Source organism: Lentzea sp. NPDC036949 (assembly GCF_055608075.1).
Genome location: NZ_JBVJRA010000003.1, coordinates 325,504 through 342,056, shown reverse-complemented (window position 1 = coordinate 342,056; position 16,553 = coordinate 325,504). Strand labels below are relative to the sequence as shown.

At 70.4% G+C, this 16,553-nt stretch carries 15 protein-coding genes; 3 read left to right on the top strand and 12 right to left on the bottom strand.

Annotated elements, in window-relative coordinates:
- Nucleotides 1-29: 29 nt before the first annotated feature.
- On the top strand, nt 30-497 hold the full coding sequence (locus ACZ7CD_RS11090) for a phospholipase (protein ID WP_470378824.1): 468 nt from the start codon (nt 30-32) through the stop codon (nt 495-497).
- Between the two features lie 283 nt (nt 498-780).
- Here ACZ7CD_RS11090 and ACZ7CD_RS11085 read toward each other — a convergent pair whose 3' ends face one another.
- Nucleotides 781-3,165: a DNA translocase FtsK gene (locus tag ACZ7CD_RS11085; RefSeq protein WP_470378823.1), complete on the bottom strand. Its 2,385-nt coding sequence runs from the start codon at nt 3,163-3,165 to the stop codon at nt 781-783.
- 118 nt (nt 3,166-3,283) lie between these two features.
- Here ACZ7CD_RS11085 and ACZ7CD_RS11080 point away from each other — a divergent pair, with 118 nt between their 5' ends.
- Nucleotides 3,284-4,057, top strand: coding sequence for a lysophospholipid acyltransferase family protein (locus tag ACZ7CD_RS11080; RefSeq protein ID WP_458430703.1), 774 nt, complete (start codon nt 3,284-3,286; stop codon nt 4,055-4,057).
- Here ACZ7CD_RS11080 and ACZ7CD_RS11075 read toward each other — a convergent pair.
- Together ACZ7CD_RS11075 and ACZ7CD_RS11070 are read right to left on the bottom strand one after the other, a co-directional pair.
- Nucleotides 3,954-4,634 (bottom strand): hypothetical protein, encoded by a 681-nt coding sequence (locus ACZ7CD_RS11075; RefSeq protein WP_470378822.1) that lies wholly within the window; start codon nt 4,632-4,634, stop codon nt 3,954-3,956. The two genes, ACZ7CD_RS11080 and ACZ7CD_RS11075, sit on opposite strands and share 104 nt — an antisense overlap.
- Before the next feature lie 59 nt (nt 4,635-4,693).
- The gene (locus ACZ7CD_RS11070) at nt 4,694-7,465 is read right to left on the bottom strand and encodes an AfsR/SARP family transcriptional regulator (RefSeq protein ID WP_458430701.1); all 2,772 of its coding nucleotides are present in this window, start codon (nt 7,463-7,465) and stop codon (nt 4,694-4,696) included.
- Between the two features lie 139 nt (nt 7,466-7,604).
- On the opposite strand from ACZ7CD_RS11070, the gene ACZ7CD_RS11065 reads away from it, so the two are divergent.
- Nucleotides 7,605-8,219, top strand: a complete 615-nt coding sequence (locus ACZ7CD_RS11065) for a class I SAM-dependent methyltransferase (RefSeq protein ID WP_360390630.1) — start codon at nt 7,605-7,607, stop codon at nt 8,217-8,219.
- A 28-nt stretch (nt 8,220-8,247) separates the two neighbouring features.
- Here the strand turns inward: ACZ7CD_RS11065 and ACZ7CD_RS11060 are convergent, their stop codons facing one another.
- The 9 genes from ACZ7CD_RS11060 to thyX all read right to left on the bottom strand — a co-directional run bounded on the left by ACZ7CD_RS11060 (nt 8,248) and on the right by thyX (nt 16,507).
- Entirely contained in the window at nt 8,248-9,195 is a 948-nt protein-coding gene (locus tag ACZ7CD_RS11060) for an IS481 family transposase (RefSeq protein WP_470378821.1), read from the bottom strand.
- A gap of 116 nt (nt 9,196-9,311) precedes the next feature.
- Nucleotides 9,312-10,115, bottom strand: a complete 804-nt coding sequence (gene atpB / locus ACZ7CD_RS11055) for a F0F1 ATP synthase subunit A (protein WP_470378820.1) — start codon at nt 10,113-10,115, stop codon at nt 9,312-9,314.
- A 90-nt stretch (nt 10,116-10,205) separates the two neighbouring features.
- A complete protein-coding gene (locus ACZ7CD_RS11050) occupies nt 10,206-11,885 on the bottom strand; it encodes a ribonuclease J (protein WP_470378819.1) in 1,680 nt (559 codons plus the stop codon).
- Nucleotides 11,882-12,778 (bottom strand): 4-hydroxy-tetrahydrodipicolinate synthase, encoded by an 897-nt coding sequence (gene dapA, locus ACZ7CD_RS11045; RefSeq protein ID WP_458430699.1) that lies wholly within the window; start codon nt 12,776-12,778, stop codon nt 11,882-11,884. The genes ACZ7CD_RS11050 and dapA overlap by 4 nt, the downstream gene beginning before the upstream one ends.
- A 20-nt stretch (nt 12,779-12,798) precedes the next feature.
- Nucleotides 12,799-13,410: a TIGR03085 family metal-binding protein gene (locus tag ACZ7CD_RS11040; protein WP_360390641.1), complete on the bottom strand. Its 612-nt coding sequence runs from the start codon at nt 13,408-13,410 to the stop codon at nt 12,799-12,801.
- Nucleotides 13,411-13,464: 54 nt separating this feature from the next.
- The gene (locus ACZ7CD_RS11035) at nt 13,465-13,878 is read right to left on the bottom strand and encodes a hypothetical protein (protein ID WP_470375472.1); all 414 of its coding nucleotides are present in this window, start codon (nt 13,876-13,878) and stop codon (nt 13,465-13,467) included.
- Nucleotides 13,879-13,880: 2 nt separating this feature from the next.
- Nucleotides 13,881-15,323 (bottom strand): serine/threonine-protein kinase, encoded by a 1,443-nt coding sequence (locus ACZ7CD_RS11030; protein WP_470375471.1) that lies wholly within the window; start codon nt 15,321-15,323, stop codon nt 13,881-13,883.
- A 72-nt stretch (nt 15,324-15,395) separates the two neighbouring features.
- Nucleotides 15,396-15,797 carry an ACT domain-containing protein gene (locus ACZ7CD_RS11025; protein WP_470375470.1) on the bottom strand — a complete coding sequence of 134 codons (402 nt, stop codon included), beginning with the start codon at nt 15,795-15,797 and terminating at the stop codon, nt 15,396-15,398.
- 5 nt (nt 15,798-15,802) lie between these two features.
- Nucleotides 15,803-16,507, bottom strand: coding sequence for an FAD-dependent thymidylate synthase (gene thyX / locus ACZ7CD_RS11020; protein ID WP_458430696.1), 705 nt, complete (start codon nt 16,505-16,507; stop codon nt 15,803-15,805).
- Nucleotides 16,508-16,553 lie beyond the last annotated feature (46 nt).

Sequence of the window (16,553 nt, the reverse complement as noted above, 5' to 3'; positions counted from 1 at the left end):
GACCCCGCTCACACACAGAGGAGCCCGTCATGTCGAAGACCGTGCGCTCGGCATTCGTGGGTGTCGCCGCGTCCGTGGCCCTGATCTTCACCGGCGCGCCCGCCCAGGCCGTGGACATCGTCGCGGTCACCGACGACTACGTGTTCACGAAGACCGTCGGCCAGTTCACAACACTGCGTGCCCAGCAGCCCTACGCGGACCAGCTCGACTGGTCGTCCGACGGCTGCTCGTACTCGCCGGACAGCCCCTTCGGCTTCAAGTTCCAGCCCGCCTGCCGCCGCCACGACTTCGGCTACCGCAACTTCAAGCGGCAGTCGCGCTTCACCGATGCGAACCGGCTGCGCATCGACAACCGCTTCAAGTCCGACATGTACGGCATCTGCGCCGGCAACTGGGCGTGCAACCGCACGGCCGACGTGTACTACGCGGCCGTGCGCCAGTTCGGTGGCAGCGGCTCGTCGACGGCGGCCACGTTGCAGCAGGCCGGCCTGCGGTAGGTCGCCCGGCACTGTCAGACCCGCTGAGTACGTTGAAACGCAGGGGTCCCCGATCCGGGGGTACCCCTGCGTCAGCGTTCGACGGGAGAGGAACGGGCGCGGCCGGACCTCGCCGAGCCGGACCTCGCCAGGCCAAATCTCGCCAGGCCAGACTTCGCCGAGCTGGACCCAGCCAAGCCAGACCCAGCCAAGCCGACCTCGCCAAGCCAGTCCTCACGCCCCCAAGCCCGCCCCATCACACCGGGCCCATCAGCCCACCCGAGCCCCGAACGGCCCAGACGCCCTAGTCCTCGTCGGCCGGCCCGCCACCGCGCATCAGGTAGATCACCGACTCCAGCTCGTCCGGCTTGATCAGCACCTCCCGCGCCTTCGACCCCTCCGACGGCCCGACCACGCCCCGCGTCTCCAGCAGGTCCATCAACCGACCGGCCTTCGCGAAGCCCACCCGCAGCTTGCGCTGCAGCATCGAGGTCGAGCCGAACTGCGAGGTCACGATCAGCTCGGTGGCCTGGACGAGCAGTTCGAGGTCGTCGCCGATGTCGGCGTCGATCTCCTTCTTCTCGCCGGCCTTGGCCGCGGTGACGCCGTCGGTGTACTCGGGCTGTGCCTGGTTCTTGGTGAAGTCGACGATCTGGGCGATCTCCTCGTCGCCCACGAACGCGCCCTGGATGCGCACCGGCTTGCCCGCGCCCATCGGCAGGTACAGGCCGTCGCCCATGCCGATCAGCTTCTCGGCGCCGGGCTGGTCGAGGATGACCCGCGAGTCGGTCAGCGAGGAGGTCGCGAACGCCAGCCGTGACGGCACGTTCGTCTTGATCAGGCCGGTCACGACGTCGACCGACGGGCGCTGCGTCGCCAGCACCAGGTGGATGCCCGCGGCACGCGCCTTCTGCGTGATGCGGACGATGGCGTCCTCCACGTCGCGCGGCGCGGTCATCATCAGGTCGGCGAGCTCGTCGACGATCGCCATGATGTACGGGTACGGGCGGTACACGCGTTCGGAACCGGGGGGTGCGCTGATCTCGCCGGACTTCACCTTGCGGTTGAAGTCGTCGATGTGGCGCACCCGGTTGACCTGCATGTCCTGGTAGCGCTGCTCCATCTCCTCGACGAGCCACGCCAGTGCCGCCGCGGCCTTCTTCGGCTGCGTGATGATCGGCGTGATCAGGTGCGGGATGCCCTCGTACGGCGTCAGCTCGACCATCTTCGGGTCGATGAGGATCATCCTGACCTCGTCGGGCGTCGCGCGGGCCAGCAGCGAGACCAGCATCGAGTTCACGAACGACGACTTGCCGGAACCCGTGGAGCCCGCGACCAGCAGGTGCGGCATCTTCGTCAGGTTCGCGGTGACCATGTGGCCCTCGATGTCCTTGCCGAGGCCGATCACCATCGGGTGCGTGTCCTTGACCGTCGAGCCGGCGCGCAGCACGTCGCCGAGGCGCACCATCTCGCGGTCGCTGTTCGGGACCTCGATGCCGACCGCGGACTTGCCGGGGATCGGCGCGAGCAGCCGGACGTTGTCGGTCGCGACCGCGTAGGCGATGTTCTTGGTCAGCGCGGTGATCTTCTCGACCTTCACACCGGGGCCGAGCTCGACCTCGTAGCGCGTGACCGTCGGGCCGCGGGTGAAGCCGGTGACCTGGGCGTCGATCGAGAACTGGTCGAGGACGCCGGTGATGGCCTCGATCATCTGGTCGTTGGCCTTGCTGCGGGCCTTGGGCGCGTCGCCGTCCTTGAGGATGGTCGGCGGCGGCAGCTGGTAGTCGCCCTCGACGGCCCGCACGGCCATCGCCGGTGCGGGCGCCTTCTTCGCGGACTCCTTCGGCGCGGGCTTCGGCGCCGGTTCCGGTTCCTCCAGCGGCAGCTCGATCTCCGGTTCCGGCTCCACCGGGGCCACGGCCTGGCGGCGGCGCGACGGGCGCCGCAGCTTGACCGGCTTCGGCTCCTCCTCCGGCAGCTCGTCGTCCTCGTCCGCGAACACGTCGGTCTTCTGCCGCGGGTGCAGCAGGGACCGGATCCGCTCGGGCGCCTGGCGGATCGGCGTGTGCGTCACGACCAGCAGGCCGTAGGAGAAGATCAGGAACAGCAACGGTCCCGCGACCCAGGACGTGAGGCCCTGCGCCAGGAACCCGCCGGCCAGGTAGCCGAGGGCGCCACCGGCGTCGCGGCGGGCGACGGGGTCCATCGGCAGGCCGCCGATGAGGTGGAACATGCCGAGCACGCCGATCATCATCAGCAGCGAGCCGATGATCAGCCGCGGCCGCGCGTCGGGCACGGCGTCGGTGCGCATCAACGTGATGCCGATGCCCAGCAACACCACCGGCACGATCACCGCGGGGAACCCGACGGAGCTGCGCACGGCGACGTCCACCCATTGGCCGACGGGACCACCCGCCTGCCACCACACACCGGCACCGGTGATGAACGCCAGTGCGATCAGCAGCAGCCCGAGCCCGTCACGGCGGTGCTCGGGATCGAGGTCCTTGGTGCGGCTCACCGTGCGCACCACACTGCCGACGCCACGTCCCACGCCGCCCCACACAGCGCTGACGGCGCCGCCGCTCTTGCGCGCGGGGGGCTTTCTGGACGCGGTGGACCGCGCCCGTGGCTTCGCTGGTGCTTTGCCGCGTGACGTGGTCTTTCTCGAAGTCCCTGTGCGCCCGGCCATGTGTACAAGGTAGTCCCTTGCGCCTCACCAGCCTCGTTCGCAACTGGGACGCGCGCGAAACCCCATCGTTCACCCGTTCGTGCACGAAGACGATCCGACACGCCGTACGCTGCCCCGCGTGTCCACACCGCTCTTCTGGCGCGTGCTCATGGTGGTCGACCGCGGCCTCGTCGCGCTGACCGGCAAGCTCGAGGTTTCCGGTGACGTGCCACCGGATCTGCTCGGCAAGCCGTTGCTGCTCGCCTCGAACCACATCGGCAACCTCGACCCGTTCGTGCTGATCGCCGCGTGCCGCAAGGTCGGGATCAACCCGCGGTTCATGCTCGCCGGCGGCCTGCTCGACGCCCCGGTCATGGGCCCGGCCCTGAAGGCGTGCGGTCACCTGCGCGTCGACCGCGCGTCGGCGAACGCCGGTGAGGCCATGCACCGCGCCGTCGCGGCGTTGCGCAACGGCGGCGACCCGATCGCCGTCTACCCCGAGGGCAAGATCACCCTCGACCCCGGCATGTGGCCCGAGCGCGGCAAGACCGGTGTCGCCCGCATGGCGCTGGGCGGCGACATCCCGGTGATCCCCATCAGCCAGTGGGGCGCGCACGAGGCGGTGTACTGGGGCAACCTGCACGTCAACGGGTGGCGGGACCTCCTGCCGTACCTGACGTCGTGGTTCTCCGCGGTCCGCAAGCGCCCGACCTTCAAGGTGCACTTCGGCAAGCCGGTCGAGCTCGGTGACCTGTCCGCGGACACGATGGGCGACGCCCGCCGCGCGCACGAGCGCATCATGCGCGCCATCACCGAGAACCTGGTGCCGCTGCGCCTGGACGAGCCCGACCTGCCGCGCTTCCAGGACCCGACCCGCCCGACCACCGGCGTCTCCCCCTGGCGGCCCGCCTGACCGCGTAGGCGATCACCGTGACCAGCATGAGGAACGGCGCCGGGCTGCCCGTCCAGAGCCCGATCGCCAGGTCCGCCGCGGGCACGACCAGCGCCAGCGCGAACGCCTTCGCGCTCGCCGCGGGCAGCTTGACCCCCGGGTCCGCCCACGGCGTGCGCCCCCAGGGCTTCGCGACGCTGAGCCACGTCTGGAACGAGAACGCGCTGATCATGCACGCCGTCCCGACCGGCAGCCACGGCGTGACGTGCCCCTGGGCCGCCGCTTCAAGGTTGTCGCTCAGGATGAAGATCCCCGCGTAGAGCTGCACGACGGTGATCGCGAACTTCGCGGTCACCCACCAGTGCCGGAAGAACCCCCACGGCGTCGTGGCGCTGAGCATCATGCCGGTGAACGCACTGGCCGCCCCCATGAACGCCAGCACCCGGTGGTCCAGCACCCGCGCCATGCGAAAAGCGCTGCCGTCACCGGTCTTCAGGCCGTAGAGCACCAACGCCAGCAACGCGACGGCCTGGCTGAGCCAGCCCACCGACGTCACGACGTGCAGCCACACCACCAACGTCCTCAACCGCTTCGCCATGACGTGTAGTGTGCCTACACATCGACTCGCTACGCATCAGGGATCTCCCCCGGGTGCTCCTAGGCCAGCTCGTGCAACCGGGCCCGGACCTCCGCCGTCAACGGGTGGTCGTAGTCCTCGTAGATCGTCAGCGCTTCCAGCAGGTGCGTGCGCGCCACCTCGGGCTGCCCGGAGCTGGTCTCCCCCAGACCGTGCAGCGCCTCCGCCAGGCTCTTGCGGTCCCCCAGCACCCGCAGGGCCTCGACGGCGGTGCGGAACGAGTCACGGGCCTCGGCGCGTGCGCCGAGGCGGAGCTGGGCGCGGCCGATGCTCACCAGCGCCATCGCCTTGCCATGCACGGCGCCGTGGGAGTCCATCAGGTCGTAAGCCATCCGTGCGGACGCGAGAGAAGCCTCGAACTGGCAGGCGGACCGCAGGATGTCGCTCAGGAACAGCCGCGTGCCGCCCTCGCCGAACCACGAGCCGACCGCGGCGTGCTGGTCGAGTGCGAGGCGGAAGCGGTCGACGGCGAGGTCGAACTGGCGCAGGCCGCCGTAGGCCATGCCGAGGCCCGTCAGGCTCCAGGCGGCGCCGACGCGGTCGTCGATGTCGCGGCGGAGTGCGAGGGCCCGGTCGAAGAGCTCCAGCGCGTCGGCGAAGCGCTGGCCGCGGCAGGCGGCGAGGCCCAGGCCGTGCACCGCCCAGGCGCGGGCGGCCTGGTTGCCGTCGACGGCGGCGGCGCGTTCGGCGACGCGGTAGGTGCGGGTCCACTCGTCGAGCGCGCTGGAGACGATGAAGTAGTTCCACAGCGCGACGGGGATCTGCCAGGCGGTGGAGGAGTGCGCGTCCTCGGCGAGGCGGGTCACGGCGAGCAGGTTCGCGGACTCCGCGCGGCACCAGCCGAAGGCGTCGTCGTGCGACGTGAAGTCCTGAGTGGACAGCGGCGGCAACAGGAACGCCGGGTGGTCGGGCGGGGAGATGGCGAGACCGGCGGCGTTCGCGGTGTCGGCGTACCACCGCAGCAGGCGGGTCACGGCCTCGGAGCGGCCGGTGCCGGACTCCTCGGTGGCGCTGAGCTCGGTGGCGTACAGGCGCAGCAGGTCGTGCAGGCGGAAACGGCCGCGGGCGACCTCCTCCAGCATGTGGCCGCCGGCCAGCACGTCGAGCAGGGTCCGCGCGCGCGACGAGGGGACTCCGGCCAGCGCGGCGGCCGCGGCGAGGCTGATCTCGGCACCGGGGTGCAGGCCGATGAGCCGGAACATCCGCGCGGCGTCGGGTTTGAGGGCCAGGTAGGACCACGAGAACGCGGCGCGCACGGCGGTGTCCTCGTCGTCGCCGGTCGCGAGGACGTTGAGGCGGTCGCGTTCGTCGGCGAGGTCGCCGGCCAGGTCGGCCAGGGTCAGGTGCGGGCGGGTGACGACGCGCTCGGCCGCGATCCGCACCGCCAGCGGCAGGTGACCGCACAGCTCGACGAGCCGCGCGGCCGCCTCGGGCTCGGCGGCGACGCGGTCGGGGCCGACGGCGGAGGTCAGCAGCGCCAGCGCCTCGTCACGGGTCAGCGTCGACAGCGTCACCGGGTGCGCGCCGTCGCGGGCGACGAGACCGCCGAGGTGGTTGCGGGAGGTCACCAGCACCATCGACGACGACCGGCCGGGCAGCAGCGGGCGGACCTGCTCGGCCAGCCGCGCGTTGTCGAGGAGCACCAGCACGCGCTTGCCCGCCAGCACGCTGCGGTACAGCGCGGACTTCGCGGGCAGGTCCTCCGGAATGCGCTCGGGCGGCACGCCGAGGCTCTGCAGCAGCTGGTGCAGCGCGGCGGCGGGCTGCACCGGCGGCGACGAGGCGTCGAACCCGCGCAGGTCGACGTGCAGCTGCCCGTCCGGGAACCGCTCGGCGACCTGGTGCGCGAACCGCACGGCCAGCGCGGTCTTGCCGACACCGCCGGTGCCGGTGATGGCGACGAGCGCCGGGTTGTGGTCGTGCGGCACGACCTCGGCGAGCTTCGCGAGCTCCTTCGCGCGGCCGGTGAAGTCGCGGATCTCGTGCGGTAGCTGGACCGGCACCAGCGCGGGGGCGACCGGTTCCGGCTGCGGCTCGTGCCGGCCGACCAGCAGCTGTTCGTGCAGCTGCCGCAGCTCGGGACCGGGCTCGATGCCGAGCTCCTCGACCAGCAGCCGGCGCAGGTCCGCGAAGACCGCCAGTGCCTCCGCCTGCCGGCCACCGCGGTACAGCGCGGACATCAGCAGGCCGTGCAGCCTCTCGCGCAGCGGGTGCGCGTTGATCAACGTCGTCAGCTCCGCCGCCACCTCCGCCTCACGCCCGACGGACAGCATCAGCGCCGCACGCTGTTCCACGGCAGTGAGCCGCAGTTCGGTCAGGCGCGCGCGTTCGACGGCGGCGAACGGTCCCGGCACGCCCTCCAGGGCAACGCCGCGCCACAGCCCGAGGGCGGCGTCGAACGCTCTGATGGCGGCCGCCGGCTCACGGCGCAACCGCCCGGCCTCGTCCAGGTGGGCGCGGAACATCGCGACGTCGTTCGCGTCGGCGGGCAGCCTCAGCAGGTACCCGGTGTCCGTGGAGAGCAGCACCGAGCTCGGCGCGCGCGAGGCCCTGCCCGGCTCGAAGAGGCGCCGCAGACCGGCGACGTAGGTGTGGATGCCGTTGTCGGCGCTGGCCGGCGGCTCGTCACCCCAGACCGCGTCGATCAGCTCACTGCGGGACACGACGTGGTTGGCGCGCAGCGCGAGCACCGCCAGCACGGCGCGCTGCCTGGGCGGCCCGAGGGTGAGCTCCTGGCCGGCCACGGTCGCCGCGAGCGCGCCCAGCAGACTGACGCGCAACTCGTTCTGCACCCTTTGTCCCACTTCGTCGCTGTCCGCAGTCAGCTAGCAACCTACCGTCAGGGTTCGTCCAGAAGCCATCCAGAGTCCGTGCAGAGCCCTTCTCCACACTTCACATCAGGTGGATTGGGCCGAAATGAGGGGGGCGGGGATGAACGCGGCCGAGGTGTTCGACACGCTGGGGCTGGAGTACCAACGAGCATGGTCGCACCAGCCGGCCCTGCACGGCACCCTCGCCTGGTTCGCGGCGACCCAGCCGGCCGGCTCGCGCGTGCTCGACATCGGGTGCGGCACCGGCGTTCCGGTCGCCCGCACGCTCGCCAAGGCGGGCATGAGGGTCACCGGTCTGGACGTCTCGCCCGTCATGGTCGACCTCGCCACCGAGCAGGTCCCCGACGCGACGTTCCACAAGATCGACATCCGCGACTTCGAGTCGCCGCCCGGTTCCTGGGACGTCATCTGCGCCGTCTTCTCGCTGCTGCAGATGACGCAGGCGGAGATCATCGACACCCTCGGCCGCGTCTCGACCTGGTTGCGGCCCGGCGGCCACTTCTTCCTGGCCACCGTGGCGATCGACGTCGAACAGGTCCGGCTGCCCTGGATGGGGCAGGAGATCGAGGTGTCCTCGTTCTCCGAGGAGAACTTCGAGGCGCACCTCGGCGAGGTCGGCCTGCGGGTCGTGCGCCGGAGCCGGCCGGTGTTCACCCCGTCCTACCCCGGCGCCATGCCCGAGGAGTCGCTGCACCTGGTGTGCCAGCGCCCCTAGCTGTACTGATTCGTGACGTTGTTGATGTCTAGGCGGTCAGTCGGGTGATGGGTGGCTGGCCGCCGAGGGCGGTGTGGGCGCGTCGTGTGTTGTAGTGGTGGACCCAGTTGGGCAGGGCGGCCAGGCGGTGGTTGTTGCCGGTCCAGGCTCGGGCGTAGGCGAACTCGGTTTGCAGGGTGCGGTTGAAGCGTTCGGCTTTGCCGTTGGTCCAGGGGCAGCGGGGTTTGGTGAATCGGCGGCGGATGCCCAGCGCGACGCAGACCGCTGCCCAGGTGCTGCCGACGCGGTAGACCTTGGCGTTGTCGGTGAGCACCCGCAGCACCACGACGCCCTGGTCGCGGAACCAGGCCACCGCCCGGTGCAGGAAGCCCGCGCAGGTGCGGTCTTTCTCATCGGGCAGTGCTTCGACGTAGGCGATGCGGGTGCGGTCGTCGACCGCGACGTGCAGATAGTCGTAGCCGATACCGCGGCCTCGCACGGCTTCGCTGCGGCCGTGGACCCGCCAGCCGCCGCCGTCGGGCACGCGCCCGAGTTTCTTGACGTCGACGTGCAGCAGGTCGCCGGGCCGGGGTCGTTCGTAGCGGATGCCGCTGTGGCGGCGCCGCACCGGCAGACCGGTGATCGGGTCGGCCGCGGCCAGCGCGGGCTCGCCGCGGCGGCGCAGGACCCGGCCGATCGTGGAGGCCGGCAGCCCGAGCAGGCCGGACAGGTGCACCGGGCCCCGCCGCGTCTCCCGCCGCACGGCCAGGATGCGGTCCTCGACCTCGACCGGTGTGCGGGCCGGGCTGCGGTGCGGACGCGAGCTGCGATCGGCCAGGCCCGCGTCGCCTTTACGCTGGTAGCGGGCCAGCCACTTGTGCACGGTGGCGCGGGAGATGCCGAGCTGCTCGGCGATGCACGCCGGTGACCACCCGGCCGCGCGGCGGGTCACGATCAGCCTGCGGGCATGGATGGTGGTGCGGGCGTTACTGTGCACGCGAGGACCTCCGTGTGCCGATGGGATGCGTCAGACACATCCACTCCGCCCGGAGGTCCTCCCATGTTCAACCCGACACGCCGTCAACAACCTGATTAGTCACTACACCTAGCGGCTCAGTGGTGCGCGGCGAGCGCGCGGCCGATGTAGTGCGCCGACAGCGTGGCGAAGATGTACGCCTGGAGCACCTGGATCAGCGCTTCCAGGAACACGATCGCGATGGCGAGCGCGAACCCGAGCAATGACACCGGCTTGAGCCACACGTTGGTTTGCAGCAACAGGAACTCGCTGCCGAGGGTGAACACGAGCACCAGCAGGTGGCCCGCGAACATCGCCGCGAACACCCGGATCGCGAGGTTCACCGGGTCGAAGAAGAACTTGAGGATGACCTCGGTCGGGATCAGCAGGCCCCACAGCACCGGCTTCGGCACGCCCTCGATGACGAACTGGTTGCGCAGGTAGCCGCGCAGCCCGAACTTCCTGATGCCCACGAAGTGGTAGAGCGGGAAGACGATGAGCAGCGCCACCGCCACCGGGAACCCGAAGTGCGTCATCGTCGGGAACTGGACCAGCGGCACCAGCCCGTAGAGGTTGTTCACCAGCACGAAGCAGAAGATGCTGACGATCAACGGCACGTACGGCGCGAACTCCTTCGCGCCGATCTGCTCCCGTGCGATGTTGTTGCGCCCGAAGTCGTAGATCGACTCGGCGGCGAACTGCCAGCGGCCGGGCACGACCTTCAACTTCCTCGTCGTGGCCAGGAAGAAGACCGTGATGATCACGATCGACAGCACCAGCAGCACCATCGGCTTGGTGATCTCGACGGCGAACGGCAGCCCGAACGGGTCGTGCCAGGTGAAGATCGGCGGCAGGTAGATGTCCGGCTTGCCGGGTGGGTTGAAGACGATGTCTGCGGCCATGGGCGTCCCCCTCGTCCAAGGTCTGGGACCAAACTTTATCGGACGAGGGGGACGCAGGTCACAGCAGGGTCACGGAAATCGGACCGATGATCAGACGGGGATGACGGTCGGCACGATCATCGGCCGGCGCCGGTAGGCCTCCGCGACCCAGCGCCCGACCACGCGGCGCACGGCCTGCGCGATCCGGTGGGTGTCGGTGATGCCCTCGGCCTCGGTGCGCGCCAGCTCCATCTCCACCAGCGGGACGACCGCCTCCAGCGCCTTCGGGTCGTCGGAGAACCCGCGCCCGGAGATCGTCGGCGCCGTGACGGCCCTGCCGGTCGTCCGGTCGATCGCGACGGAGATCGAGATGAACCCGCCCTCGCCCAGCACCAGCCGGTCCGACAGCGTCGACTCGCCCACATCGCCCACGGACAGGCCGTCGACGTACACGTGACCGACGACGACACGTCCGCTCACGGCGGCCTTGCCATCCACGAGGTCGACGACGACGCCGTCCTCGGCGATCACGACGTGGTCCTCGGCCACACCGGTCGCCACGGCCAGAGCGGCGTTCGCGCGCAGGTGGCGCCACTCGCCGTGCACCGGCATGACGTTCGACGGGCGCACCGCGTTGTAGAGGAACAGCAGCTCACCCGCGGGCGAGTGGCCGGAGACGTGGACCTTGGCGTTGCCCTGGTGCACCACGGTGGCGCCGAGCTTCGCGAGGCCGTTGACGACGTTGAAGACCGCGTTCTCGTTGCCGGGGATCAGCGACGACGCGAGGATCACCGTGTCGCCCTCGCGGATCGAGATCTGCCGGTGCTCACCGCGGGCCATGCGCGACAGCGCCGACAGCGGCTCGCCCTGCGACCCGGTGGAGACGAAGAGGACCTCGTCCTCCTCCATCCGCATGGCCACGTCGAGGTCGACGAACAGGCCGTCCGGCACGTTCAGGAAGCCCAGCTCGGACGCGATGCCCATGTTGCGGACCATCGACCGGCCCACGAAGGCGACCTTGCGCTTGTACTGCACGGCCACGTCGAGGACCTGCTGGACGCGGTGCACGTGCGAGGCGAAGCAGGCGACGATGACCCGCTGGTCCGCCTTGCGGATCACGTTCTCGAGCACCGGGCCGATCTCGCGCTCGGGCACCACGAAACCGGGCACCTCGGCGTTCGTCGAGTCGACGAGGAACAGGTCCACGCCCTCGTCGCCCAGCCGCGAGAACCCGGCGAGGTCGGTCAGCCTGCCGTCGAGCGGCAGCTGGTCGAGCTTGATGTCACCGGTGTGCAGCACCAGGCCCGCGGCGGTGCGGATGGCGACGGCCAGCGCGTCCGGGATCGAGTGGTTGACGGCGAAGAACTCCAGCTCGAACGGGCCGAAGGGGTGGCGTTCGCCCTCCTTCACCTCGACGAGCTGCGGGTTCTGGCGGTGCTCCTTGCACTTGGCGGCGAGCAGCGCCAGCGTGAAGCGCGAGCCGACCACGGGCACGTCGGGGCGCAGCTTCAGCAGGAACGGCACGGCACCGATGTGGTCCTCGTGACCGTGCGTCAGGACGATCGCGTCGATGTCGTCGAGCCGGTCCTCGATGGCGCGGAAGTCGGGCAGGATCAGGTCCACGCCCGGCTGGTCGTCCTCGGGGAACAGAACGCCGCAGTCGACCACGAGCAGCCGGCCGGCGTGCTCGAAGACGGTCATGTTGCGGCCGACCTCGCCAATTCCGCCGAGTGCGACGACGCGGAGGCCGCCTTCCGGCAGTGCGGGTGGCAGTTCGGTCGAGTGGGTCACGCGTTGACTCCCAGTTCGGCCGCGATGGCCTCGATGTCCTCGGCGGCGGCCGGCACGAGCGGAAGACGCGGGTCACCCACGTCGAGTCCGCGCAGGCGCAGCGCCGCCTTCGTGTACGTAACGCCGGGAACCCGGCGGAAGGGTCGCAGCAGCGGCAGCAGCGACTCGTGGAGCTCCCTCGCCCTGACCACGTCCCCGCTCTCGTAGGCGTCGGCCATGTCGCGGAGGCGGTCTGCGGCGAGGTGGCCGATGACGCTCACGAACCCGACCGCGCCCACGGCGAGCCACGGCAGGTTCAGCGGGTCATCGCCCGAGTAGTAGGCGAGGTCGGTGCTCGCGATCACCCGGCTGCCCGCGTGCAGGTCGCCCTTGGCGTCCTTCACGGCGAGGATCCGCGGGTGCTCGGCGAGCCGCAGGATCGTGTCGACCTCGATCGGCACCACCGCGCGCGGCGGGATGTCGTAGAGCATGACCGGCAGCCCGGCCGCGTCCGCCACGGCCGTGAAGTGGGCCAGCAGCCCCTCCTGCGGCGGCCGCGAGTAGTACGGCGTCACCACCAGTGCCCCGTGCGCGCCCGCCTTCTCGGCCTGCTGCACGAGGTGGATGCTGTGCGCCGTGTCATAAGTGCCCGCACCCGCCACCACGGTCGCCCGGTCGCCGACGGCCTCGACGACCGCCGTGATCAGCGCGGCCTTCTCCCGGTCGGTGGTCGTCGGGCTCTCCCCCGTGGTCCCGTTGACGACCAGACCGTCGTTGCCGGAGTCCACCAGGTGTTTCGCCAGCTCCTGCGCCTTGGCGAGGTCGACCTCGCCACGCGTGTCGAAGGGCGTGACCATGGCGGTGAGAACGCGGCCGAACGGGCGGTTCGGCCCAGCGTACGGGCTTCCGGACATGCGCGGAACGTTACCCGAGGTCACACACTTCGGTTCACCGACCGCACGCGTGCCACGGCGGCGGCGTCACCGCTGTACTCGACGCGCGCCTGGTCGCGCCCGAATGCCAGCAGGACCAGCTCGGCCACCTCACCGGTGATCACCACGCCGTTCGCGCCCGGCTTGGCCACGACGTGCTCGCCGTCGGGCCGCACCAAAGTCACCCCGTCGGGCGACGAGCGGTAGGTCATGCGCGCGGTGAGCGGCAGCAGCTTCCACAGCGCGCGTTCACGAGAGGCGTCGTACGGGCGTGGCTCCCAGTCGGGCTGTGCGCGGCGCACGTCCTCGTGGTGCACGAAGTACTCGCCGGCGTTGATCAGCTCGTCGACCGGCTGGATCCAGAACGGCGGTGTGCGCACGAGGTCGAGCAGCTCGCTCCACGCCTTGTGCGCGTACTCGCCCTGGACCTTCTCCGTCCACTTGGCGAACGCGGGCACGAGGATGCCCGGCGCGGTGTCCGGGCGGCGCTCGCGGATCGCCAGGTGGGCGGCGAGGTCCCTGGTCAGCCAGGGGCTGCACAGGGTCGGCGCGTCCGGGCCGAGCTCGGTCATCAGGTCGACGAGCGCTTTGCGTTCGTCGCGGGCTAGACCCACGTCATGTCCTCCTGGCCGGGCTCAGCGCAACGCCTCCATTGCACCACAGCCGGGTCAGGGCTCGTTCGGCCTGTAGCAGCCGGTGAAGCCCGCCGGCTTGGCCGAGCCGCCGGCCAGCAGGGACACGGTCTGGGCGCGGGTGAGGTTCTCCGGGTAGTCGGGCCAGTCCGGTTCCTGGCCGTTGACGTGCAGCTCGTCCAGCCAGTAGCCGGACTGGCCGGAGGTCTTGGCGAACTCCAGGTCGCAGCCCTTCACCCGGACGACGACCTCGATGGTCTTCTCCGAGGACTTGACCGTGCGCTTGCCGATCTTCTTGGTCTTCTTCTCCTTCTCCGTGCTGGGCTCGCCGGGGTTGGTGAAACCGGCGGCCTTGAGCTCGGAGACGAACCTGTCCTCGTTGTTCGCGCACGCGGGCAACGTGGCCGCGCAGCCGAGGACCAGCAACAACGAGATGACCCGTCTTTTCACCGTCAGCTGTCCTTCTTCGCGCTGATGCTGCCGTCGAGCTTGCTGCCGTCCTTGGTGCCGGCGACGCAGAAGACCTTGCGCTGGGCGCTGCCGCTCTTGTCCTTCTCCCACGCCGACTGCGAGGGCACCAGGACGGACATCTTCAGCTTCGAGCCGTCCTTGATCCACTGCGAGTCGAGCACGAGCTGGCAGCGCGGGATGCCGACGTCCTTCAGCGCCTCGACGCCAGGGTAGGCCGCGTCCGGGAGGCTCGACGACACCGGCAGCAGGTCGATCGCGTCGAACACCTCGAAGTCGTGCGGCTTGTCGCACTCCTCGCGGGCGTCGGAGTCGAGCTGCTTGGTGGGCGCGACCTCACCGACGCCGCAGTAGTTCTCGTACAGGGCGAACACCGGCACCTCGCCGCCCTCGCCGTAGGTCATGGCGCTGGTGCCGCCGCTCGTGGGCGAGGTGAACCAGCTGTGCGTGTAGATGCCGCCGACGAACGCCGCGACGGCGATGGCCGCGGCCGCCACCGACGCGATGATGCGGGTGCGCTTCTTCTTCGCCGGGTCCACGGCCGCGGTGTTCTGCTGGTACTGCTGCGTCGCGACCGGCGGGATGCCGGTGGGCGGCGTGGGCTGGTTGCCGATGCTGGAGAGCATGGCGCGGGCCTGCGGGCCGGACAGGCGGGCGTTCGGGTCGGCGATCAGCAGACCGGTGATCACCGCGCCGAGCACGCCGGTGGCCCTGGTCAGGCGCGGGGTCTCGCTCATGATCGCGTGCAGCGTGGAGGCCGTGGAGGAGCGCTCGAACGGGCTCCAGCCCTCGACGGCGTAGCAGAGCGTCGCGCCCAGCGCCCACAGGTCGGACGCGGGGCCGGCCTCGTGGCCGTGGATGCGTTCCGGTGCCATGTAGGCGGGCGAGCCGATGAGGCTGCCGCTGGTGGTGAGGCGCGGGTCGTCGACGGCCTGGGCGATGCCGAAGTCGGTGAGCTTGAGCTTGCCGTCCGGGCGGACCATCAGGTTGCCGGGCTTGACGTCGCGGTGCACGATCTTCGCCTGGTGCGCGGTCTCCAGCGCGGACAACGCCTGCAGCGCGATCGACACGACCTGGTTCGGCGGCATCGGGCCGTGCGTGCTGATCAACGTCGAGAGCGTGGCCGCCTCGACCAGCTCCATGACGATGTACGTCGTGCCGTTCTCGTTGATCGCGTCGTAGACGGTCACGATGCCGGGATCGTTCAACTTGCCGGCCGTGCGCGCTTCACGCAGAGCGCGCTCTTCGAGCACACGGCGTTCCTCGTGCGCGAGGCCGTCCGGCAGGTGCAGTTCCTTGATGGCGACGAAACGCCCGATGTGACGGTCCTGTGCGCGCCACACGATGCCCATGCCACCGCGGCCGAGCTCGGCCACCAGGGCGTACCTGCCCGCGATGACGCGCGGTTCGACAGCCTGTCCGTGCAACGTGCGCTCCTACGACCTCGGAACCGGGGGGCGTTGACGGTACTTCAGACCCGCCGACTGGAGGATCGGTTCCTACGCTTCCGGCGCTACAACCAGTTCGTGACCTGCGGCACGCAGCGCGACGACAGCGCGGTCGAGGTCGCTCTGCTTCACCAGCAGGTGGTCGGTGTCGTAAGTGGACAGCGCGAACAACGGGACGCCCGCCGCCGCCAGCTCACCGGCCAGCGCGGCCATGATGCCGGTCAGGGTGAACTCCAGCGGCCCGCGCACGGTGAGCAGCCGCCAGCCCTCCTCGGCGGTGTCTGCGGGCAGCTCGAACGACGACGGCGCGATGACCGACACCTCGTCCGGGGTCCTGGTCACGGACACCAGGACGTCGGTCAGGTCCAGCAGCCCTGCGGGCAGCGGGGTGCCGGGTGCCAGGCGCGTGACGGTGTACCCGCCGGGGCGGACGTCCACGATGAGCCGCTTCATGACCGTCAGCCTTCAACGACCAGCGGGCTGGAGGCAACTTCGGTGCCGTCCGGGAGTGTCGAGACGACGAAGTCGGCGAACGCGTTCGGCGCGGCCTTCGTCAGCTCGCGCAGGCACGCCACGGCCAGTTCGCGCAGCTCCACGTTGATGTGCTCGGTGGCGCGCATCGCGATGAAGTGCCGCCACGAGCGGTAGTTGCCCGTGACGACGATCTCGGTGCCGGTCGCGTTCGGCAGCACGGACCGGGCGATCTGCCGCGCGCGCCGGCCGTTGACGGTCTTCTCCAGGCTGTGCACCAGGTCCTCGTAGGCGCGCAGGCTGGCGTCGGTGGCCGCGACGAACCGCGCGTGCAGCTCGGGGTCCGCCGCGATCAGCGCGGGCTCGACGACGTCGGTCGGGTCGGTGCGCTGGGAGAGCTGCGAGTACGAGAAGTGCCGGTGCCGGATCAGCTCGTGGGTGAGCGAGCGGGGCAGCTCGGTCAGGTAGAGGGTGGCGCTGCCGTGCTCGAACGCGGCCAGGTGCCCGACGTCGAGCAGGTGGTGCAGGAACGTCGCGTTCGTGTTCGTCATGGGGTTGGACCGGTCCCAGGACTGGTAGCAGGCCCGTCCGGCGAACTCGACGAGCGCCGCGCCGCCGTCCGCGTCGGTCGTCCACGGCACGTCGTCCGGCGGGATGAACTCGGTTTTCGCCACCAAACGCACTCTCGGCATGGTGCCGACACTAGCCGGTGCTTGCGCGACACCACGAGTGACGTCA

Excerpts from the sequence above, each read along its gene's own strand:
- ACZ7CD_RS11025 (WP_470375470.1), bottom strand. The coding sequence starts at position 15,797 with ATGAAGCGGCTCATCGTGGACGTCCGCCCCGGCGGGTACACCGTCACG.
- ACZ7CD_RS11090 (WP_470378824.1), top strand. The coding sequence starts at position 30 with ATGTCGAAGACCGTGCGCTCGGCATTCGTGGGTGTCGCCGCGTCCGTG.
- ACZ7CD_RS11075 (WP_470378822.1), bottom strand. The coding sequence starts at position 4,634 with ATGGCGAAGCGGTTGAGGACGTTGGTGGTGTGGCTGCACGTCGTGACG.
- atpB (WP_470378820.1), bottom strand. The coding sequence starts at position 10,115 with ATGGCCGCAGACATCGTCTTCAACCCACCCGGCAAGCCGGACATCTAC.
- ACZ7CD_RS11065 (WP_360390630.1), top strand. The coding sequence starts at position 7,605 with ATGAACGCGGCCGAGGTGTTCGACACGCTGGGGCTGGAGTACCAACGA.
- dapA (WP_458430699.1), bottom strand. The coding sequence starts at position 12,778 with ATGTCCGGAAGCCCGTACGCTGGGCCGAACCGCCCGTTCGGCCGCGTT.
- ACZ7CD_RS11085 (WP_470378823.1), bottom strand. The coding sequence starts at position 3,165 with ATGGCCGGGCGCACAGGGACTTCGAGAAAGACCACGTCACGCGGCAAA.
- thyX (WP_458430696.1), bottom strand. The coding sequence starts at position 16,507 with ATGCCGAGAGTGCGTTTGGTGGCGAAAACCGAGTTCATCCCGCCGGAC.